We start from the raw sequence: 7567 nt of genomic DNA, 5'->3' as shown, positions 1-7567 counted from the left end.
CACCGGAGTTGAACCCGGTGGAAAACATCTGGCAGTTCATGCGCGAGAACTGGCTCTCAAACCGCGTCTTCAAGTCCTACGAGGATATCGTCGATCACTGCTGCTACGCTTGGACAACCCTGCAGGACCGACCGTGGAAGATCATGTCGATTGGAAGACGCAAATGGGCGCAAGGGTTCTGATCAATGACGGTTGGTATAACCCGAACATTTCGAGCATCGACAAAGCGAACGTCAATATTGACTACTCTTTCTCGGGCGACGCGGCGCTGAAGCCGACAATGGTCTTCGATGACGGAAAGAAGACCTTTTTCAAGTTCGGCCGAGGGACCGTGCCGGCCATTTTTGCCGTTCAATCCGATTTCTCCGAGACTCTGCGAAACTTCCGCAAGGAAGGCGAATACATCGTCGTTGACGGCGTAGCCACGCAATACACGCTCCGGGACGGAAACCAGTGGACGTGCATTTTCAACCTCCGCAAGCCGGACTTTGCAGCACCTGATCCTGACATCATGGCTCCGAAACCGGATCCTGATGCCAGCAAACGCAGGAGGAGCGGCAACTAATGAAGCGCAGCCCTGAACTCGACGCAATGGCGGCGGCCGACGAGGCCGAAATCAGCAATCGAAACGTGAAGCGCAATCAAACGGTCGGCATGGCCGCCCTTTTGCTGGCTGGCGTCTTCGCCGCGTACCTGGTGCTCGCCACGTCCGGAGAAAGCCCGCCTGAAAGCCCGCAAAGTGAGGAGGAATTCCGTACCACGACCTTCCGGCCGCCCGGTTTCGTGCGCGATGGAGAACCCACTCCCCCACCGCCCGAACAGCCTGTCTTGGAACTTCCACCTCCGCCTCCTCCGCCGCCAGCTCCGCCGGTGGACGTCACTGAATTCAACGTGCCTCCCCCGCCCGAAGTAGCTCAACCGGCGAGCGCTCCCCCGCCCGCCGAAGAGGTGTTTCCGGAGCGATTTCGGTCAAAGCTAATCACGCTTGACCAGAACCTGGGAGGATCCGCGAATGGTTCGCTCGATGGCTCGAACAGCGGCACGCCTTTGACCGTCGCTGGCGAGGATCGCAACAGCCAGTACCTGTCCTCAGCGAGTGCGATCGGTGACCGTTCCGCCAAGGCCCGGCAGATTGAGCGCATCGACGCCATGATCCCAGAGGGCACGCTGATCCCCGGCATCTTGGAAACGGCGATCGTCAGCGACCTTCCGGGCCAGGTGCGGGCCATCACATCCAAGGATGTCTACTCCTTCGATGGGCGGCGTGTCCTGATCCCAACAGGAACACGCCTGATCGGGGAATATCAGTCTGAAGTTACGCGGGGGCAGAAGCGGGTCTTTGTCGTGTGGACGAGACTGATCCGGGATGACGGCGTGTCGGTGCGTTTGAACTCCATCGGCACGGACAGCCTCGGGCGATCGGGCCTGACGGGTCATGTCGATAATAAGTTCCGTGAGCGCTTTGGCGCATCAATCTTGCTGTCGATCGTCGGAAGCGGTGCAAGCTATCTAACCGGATACGGTAGCGACTCCAGCTCCGGAAACGATGACACTGAGCGAGGTGCTGAATTGGCGCGAGAAACGATCGCGCAGACCTTCAGCGACATGGCGAACACGGTCCTTGCCGAAAACCTGAGGATCCCGTCAACGATCAGCGTACCGCAAGGCGAGCGGATCTTTGTCTATGTTCGCCAGGACCTCGATTTCAGCGCCATGTACGACGATCCTGTCACGGAAGCGATGAAGGAGATCAAACGTGAACGTTATGGTAGGTAACACGACCGCTCATGATCCTCATTATTTCCTGAACCGGTCTCTGGAGCCCATCAGGCAATTTCTCGATGACCCGAAGGTGGTTGAGATTGCGGTGAACCGGCCAGGCCAAGTCTATGTTGAGCGCTTCGGTGCTGATCACATGGAGCATCATGAAATCCATGCTCTGACTGCACGCGAGATCGAGAACATTGGCGAGCGGGCTGCCGCAGCGACAAAGCAGTTCCTCAACGCCGCTAATCCGATCCTTAGCGCAGCACTGCCGACCGGCGAACGTATCCAGGTCGTCTTGCCGCCCGCGGCACCCGACGGTGGGTCGATCACGATCCGTAAGCAGGTTGTGCAGAATTTCTCTCTGCAGGACTACCGTGACAACGGCTCTCTCGACAAAGTCTCGGTTGCTGTCGGGGGCCTAAGCGACGTGGATCGAGAGCTGATCGCCTATCTACGCGCAGAGAAGATCTACGACTTCATCCATACGGCCATCACGAAGCGGGTTTCGATCCTGATCAGTGGCGGCACGTCGTCGGGAAAAACCACGTTTCTGAACGCTTGCCTCAGCTCTGTAGACCTGAATGAGCGAATCCTGACGCTTGAAGACACTCGTGAGCTATTCCCACCACAGAAGAACGCGGTCCACCTGATCGCCTCCAAGGGTGGGCAAGGCACCGCAAACGTGACGATTCAAAATCTTCTTGAATCGGCGCTTCGAATGCGGCCGGATCGCCTCTTTTTTGGCGAGATTCGTGGAGCTGAGGCCTTTTCATTCCTTCGCGCCATCAACACAGGGCATCCGGGCAGCATGTCGACAGTACACGCCGATACGCCGCTCGGCGCCTATGAACAGCTTGCCATGATGATGCAGCAGTCCGGCATGTCCGCCGGCTACTCCAAGCAGGATCTGATGTCCTACATCCAAATGGTCATTCCGATCGTGATCCAACTCAGGCGCGAAGGCGGCAAGCGCGGGGTTTCCGAAATCTACTTCGCACGGGATGCATCATGAGTAAGGGGCTACAGGCCTTCTATCTGTTCTTCTGCCTGTTGATCGCATTTGCAGTCTGGATGCTGGCATACGGGGCGGGGCTTCAGCTCTTCTACGGTGACGGAAGGATCCTCGAGGCGACAATCACCTCAAACCCATTCGCGCCAATTCAGCAGTTCTGGGCCTATAGCTCCTCCCCTTCCCTTCAAAAGGTCGCGCTCGGCTCCGTAGTGCCCGCGCTGCTCGTATCAGGCCTGATTGCTTACCTTGGGCTCAAACCCACCAGCAATCCATTGGGGGATGCGGCCTTTCAGGATCTTGCAACCCTTCGGCGCGGGAAGTGGTTTGGCAGACGAGGTCACATATTCGGTCGCATCGGGAGCAACGTCCTCCGCGCGTATGACGATCGCCACCACCTCATTATTGGCCCGACGCGATCCGGTAAGGGCGCGGGCTACGTCATCCCCAACGCTCTCATGCACGAAGGCTCCATGATCGTCACGGATCTGAAGGGCGAGGTCTACAAGGCAACCGCGGGCTATCGGAAGCGCAACGGCAGCCAGGTCTTCCTGTTCGCGCCGGGTTCCGAGACGACCAACAGCTATAATCCCTTGGATTTTGTTCGTCCGGAGCGAGGCAATCGCACGACTGACATTCAAAATATTGCCAGCATTCTTGTACCGGAAAACACCGAATCCGAGAATTCAGTTTGGCAGGCCACAGCTCAACAGGTTCTCGCCGGTGCCATCAGCTATGTTCTCGAAAGCCCCTTCTATAAAGGGCGCAGGAACCTCGGCGAGATCAACTCCTTCTTCAACAGCGGGACCGATCTGCAAGCCTTGATGAAGTACATCAAGGAGAAGGAGCCATACCTGTCGAAGTTCACGATGGAGAGCTTCAATTCCTACCTGTCTCTCTCGGATCGGGCCGCGGCCTCGGCACTGCTTGATATCCAGAAGGCGATGAGGCCGTTCAAGAACGAACGCGTTGTGGCCGCAACGAACATGACCGACATGGACCTTCGATCCATGAAGCGTCGCCCCATCACGATTTACCTTGCTCCGAACATTACCGACATCACGCTTCTTAGACCGCTGCTGACGCTATTCGTTCAACAGGTGATGGACATACTTACCCTTGAGCATGATCCCAACTCCGTGCCGGTCTATTTCCTGCTGGATGAGTTTCGCCAGCTGAAGCGCATGGACGAGATCATGACGAAGCTGCCCTATGTGGCCGGCTATAAGATCAAGCTCGCCTTCATCATCCAGGACCTGAAGAACCTGGATGAGATCTATGGTGAGACGTCCCGACATTCGCTCCTTGGCAACTGCGGCTATCAGCTCATCCTTGGTGCCAATGACCAGGCCACGGCAGAGTATGCTTCCCGGGCGCTTGGCAAGAGAACCATCCGATATCAGTCTGAATCGCGCACTATCGAGCTTATGGGCCTCCCGCGACGAACAAAGGTCGAGCAAATTCGCGATCGGGACCTGATGATGCCGCAGGAAGTGCGCCAGATGCCCGAGAACAAGATGATCTTGCTGGTGGAGGGTCAGCGGCCAATCTTTGGAGACAAGCTGCGCTTCTTTAAGACGCAGCCCTTCAAGGAGGCGGAAGCCTATTCTCAGACGCATATACCGACCGTTCCAACTGTCGATTACCTGCCACCTAAACCTGTTCCAGCGACCACGCCAGCCTATGCCAATGCAGGCCAGGAACAGGCTGATGAAGCGGAAGCGATAATGCCTGCGACTGAGGCGCAAGCGAAGGAGCCGCGGGCGCCTGTCCAGGAGGAGGCTCCGAAAGAGCCAGCGCCCTCCACCTCGCCCGCTCGCGTCGTGAATCCATCCGCCTTGGCCAACAAGAAAGTCAGCGCCAGGGGCACTCTGGAACCTTCAAAGGCAGCTGTGCCCGCTCCCGAAAAGCGCACGACACCTGTCTCAGAGAACGACATCGAAAAAGCGCACAATGAACGGATTAGTCGCCTTAGGGAGGTCGTCGAACGGGAAGCCAAAGGCAAATCACCGCGCAAGAGGAAGAGCTTGGAAGAGCTATTCGCAGCGACCGTTCCTGATCCAATCATGGAACAGGCCGGCCGCTAATTTCGGTTCAGAAGGGCCAGAAGCTGGCTGCGTACTGACCCGCCTCTGTTAGCCAAGCCACAGAAGCGTGATACCAGCCGATCACGGTCCCGTAGACCTTGATCAGGATCGCGAGGATCCCCACGGAGACCATACCCCACACCATCATCTTGCCGACGATGTCGGCAGACTTGGGGTCGTTTACTTCCACCAGGTAGGTGTTCTGATTACCGTCCTGCATGACACTTTAGCGATCACGGTCGTCCCGACTACGCTCCCTCTGTTCAACCTGTTCACGCTCCAACTCCTCGAGACGAGGAATGTGCTGTTGCGCGGGATCAGTCCGAGTGGTCTCGCCGCCCTGCTTGGCCGCTTCCCTGTCTCTGTTTACACGATCTTGCTGCCTCTGAGTAGCGTCCACCGTCTCAGCGAGCTGGTGAGCCTCACGCTCCGCTTGCCCGATCGGACGTTCCTCTTCCAGATCCACCCTGAGATCGCGTTGGCGATCGTCGGCAGTATCCGCTGTTATCGGCTGCTTGTTTGACTTGTTTTCGTCCCCACGCTCTTCATTGCGTTCAATCGTCTCGATCTCCGCGCGAAGTTCCGGATCCTCGTTGGCAACATCCCGGAGATAGCCGTTTCCGGTAGCGGCGAGTTGAGCTACATGATGAAGCGAAGCCTCAAGGCCCTTCTCATACTGCTCCCGGTTTTCGTCTCCGAGCTCGCCGGCTTCGATATGGGCGAGGCCGGAGCGATAGTGTTCCACATTTGCCATCGCATCGTTACCAGCCTCAACGACAGCCTCTCCATGCTTGGAAACAGCTGCCTCCCACTGGAGGTTAGCATTCGTCTGCTCTTGCACCTCAGATGCCGTTCTTTCCGGCGCGGCACCACTTTCTCTGGAGACGTCGCCAGAAACGTTTCGTCCATCCTGCTCATCAAGCCCACGCTCCTTCATTTCGAGCATCTGCCTTCGCAGGTCGACAATCTCGCGAGCGAGGGAGGAAACCTCTTCGAAGCCTGACCGGTCCTCTGGACCAGCGCTGCGCTGAAGGTTGAATAGAGCCGTTTCAACCGACTTTTCGTACGCTTCGAACTCGGGGCGTGTCTGTTCGCGCATGTCCTTTGCCTCCGACAACATGTCTCTGATTGCTAACATATTGGAGCGGTAATCACCGCCAAAATCCGCATGAATGACCGAACCAGCAGGCGATTGATCCACTTGGACAAGGCCGTTTTCCAGATAGGAGCGATGCTGAGCGGCGTAGGCCGCAACCACTGTGTCGCCGGCGTTGACTGCAATCTTTTGCCAAGTCTCCTGCGCTTTTAGGATGTACTGGCGGCTCCTCTGGCTCGTCGCCACCACGCGTCGACCAGCTCGCTTTGCGTCATATCGCGCCTGTGCCGGATCGCTGGTGCCTACATGCTCGGTTCGACCGTCATGCCTGACGGCGCGAACCTGATTTCGCGTGAAGGCTGGCGGCGTAGCGAACTCGCGCCGATCGGTCATTTCCATATTAATGCCGTGGTCACGCGCCTTCTCGGCCATGACCTCACGCCATTGCCGGAAGGTGGCCGGAGTCGTCTCGATCCGGTCGCCCGATTCCGAACGCATGGTAACGATGGCATGGGCATGAACATGCGGCCGCTTGCCCCCCTCCCCTGCTTCTTTCGGATCGTTCTCCGGATCGTGCATAGCGAAAACGTACCGATGGCCCGCAAACTGCTCAGCCAGGAAGTCGCGAACAGCTCCTTCGAACGCGGCCGCATCCGTGCCGGCACGCGCCGACATGATCACGTGCATCACGTCACGGCTCTTGCGGCTGTGCAGCTCATCCCGCCATTCCTTTTGCACCAGGCCGCCCGCAGCCTTGTCATCGGCAATCGAACGTCCCTGATCGTCTCGAACGTCGTTCCGCTGCGCGATCAGGTCTCGCAACTTGGCAGCGCCATATTCCACGCCGTTGCCATAGCCTGTGAACGAGAAAGCCGCAGGGGCCTCTTTCGCAACGGCGCTGGCGTTGAAACGCTCCTGAACGATGGCGGCCGCCTTCGCGTCAGCCGTCAGCCGCTCGCCCTGCCCGCTGCGCAGCACGACATAGCCCTCGACCTTCAGCGATCCATTGTTTCGGGTTTCGACAGAGTAAGCGTAGCGTCGATCACCAAAGCCACTGCTGAGAATGTCCCGCACCTTCTCATGTGGGTTCGAGCCGCCGGAAACGCTCACCTCGACGCTAAACGCGCCGATATCGCGGCTCTCGGTCCTGTTTTGGAAAAGGTGATCCCAATCGCCACGGAGACGCGCCAGCTCCTCACGGCCACGCAACGTCTCGCCGTTCTCGTTCTCAACCTTCAGCTCCCCCCCTCTGGAAACATAGTTGAGCATCGAGCCGACGCGGGCGCCACCACCGTAGGAAGCCAGTTTGACCACGGCGGGCTGGCTCCCTTTGGCAACGCTCGCAAGACGAACGTCCATTGATCGCATAGCACCCGAACCGGCAGCCATCGTCCTCGAAGGCGATGACACGTTGAATGCCGAAGTCCTCACCCCTCCCCTAGATCCCGACCCGCCTTTAGACATCCCAACCTGGTGCTGCAGATTCTTCAGTCTCTTCTCAAGCTCTTCCTCGACAGCGCTCCCACGGCCGCCGAGCGTCATTTCGTGCAATAGCGCCGCGCGCCTTTGCTCCCATTCGCTTGTGAAAGTGCCGAAAAAGAACTCCAC

General features: G+C 58.1%; 6 protein-coding genes. 4 read left to right on the top strand and 2 right to left on the bottom strand.

All coding sequences use genetic code 11. From position 1 onward, the window contains the following. Nucleotides 1-28: 28 nt before the first annotated feature. Genes FNA46_RS08680 through FNA46_RS08665 form a run of 4 tightly spaced genes read left to right on the top strand, consistent with a single transcriptional unit; the run spans nucleotide 29 to nucleotide 4863 of the window. Nucleotides 29-565 carry a TrbG/VirB9 family P-type conjugative transfer protein gene (locus FNA46_RS08680; protein ID WP_425468693.1) on the top strand — a complete coding sequence of 179 codons (537 nt, stop codon included), beginning with the start codon at nucleotides 29-31 and terminating at the stop codon, nucleotides 563-565. Then, the gene (virB10, locus tag FNA46_RS08675; RefSeq protein WP_143124796.1) at nucleotides 565-1776 is read left to right on the top strand and encodes a type IV secretion system protein VirB10; all 1212 of its coding nucleotides are present in this window, start codon (nucleotides 565-567) and stop codon (nucleotides 1774-1776) included. Before FNA46_RS08680 ends, virB10 begins: the two co-directional genes overlap by 1 nt. Further along, nucleotides 1757-2779: a P-type DNA transfer ATPase VirB11 gene (virB11, locus tag FNA46_RS08670; RefSeq protein WP_143124795.1), complete on the top strand. Its 1023-nt coding sequence runs from the start codon at nucleotides 1757-1759 to the stop codon at nucleotides 2777-2779. The genes virB10 and virB11 overlap by 20 nt, the downstream gene beginning before the upstream one ends. Then, nucleotides 2776-4863, top strand: a complete 2088-nt coding sequence (locus FNA46_RS08665) for a type IV secretory system conjugative DNA transfer family protein (protein ID WP_143124794.1) — start codon at nucleotides 2776-2778, stop codon at nucleotides 4861-4863. Before virB11 ends, FNA46_RS08665 begins: the two co-directional genes overlap by 4 nt. 7 nt (nucleotides 4864-4870) lie before the next feature. On the opposite strand, the gene FNA46_RS08660 is transcribed toward FNA46_RS08665, so the two are convergent. Together FNA46_RS08660 and FNA46_RS08655 are read right to left on the bottom strand one after the other, a co-directional pair. Then, nucleotides 4871-5083 (bottom strand): hypothetical protein, encoded by a 213-nt coding sequence (locus FNA46_RS08660; RefSeq protein WP_052642558.1) that lies wholly within the window; start codon nucleotides 5081-5083, stop codon nucleotides 4871-4873. A gap of 6 nt (nucleotides 5084-5089) precedes the next feature. Then, complete coding sequence (locus tag FNA46_RS08655) at nucleotides 5090-7567, bottom strand: relaxase/mobilization nuclease domain-containing protein (RefSeq protein WP_143124793.1); 2478 nt, start codon at nucleotides 7565-7567, stop codon at nucleotides 5090-5092.

This window comes from Affinirhizobium straminoryzae (genome assembly GCF_007004135.1).
GTDB lineage: Bacteria > Pseudomonadota > Alphaproteobacteria > Rhizobiales > Rhizobiaceae > Neorhizobium > Neorhizobium straminoryzae.
This window is presented reverse-complemented; position numbering and strand designations above follow the sequence as displayed.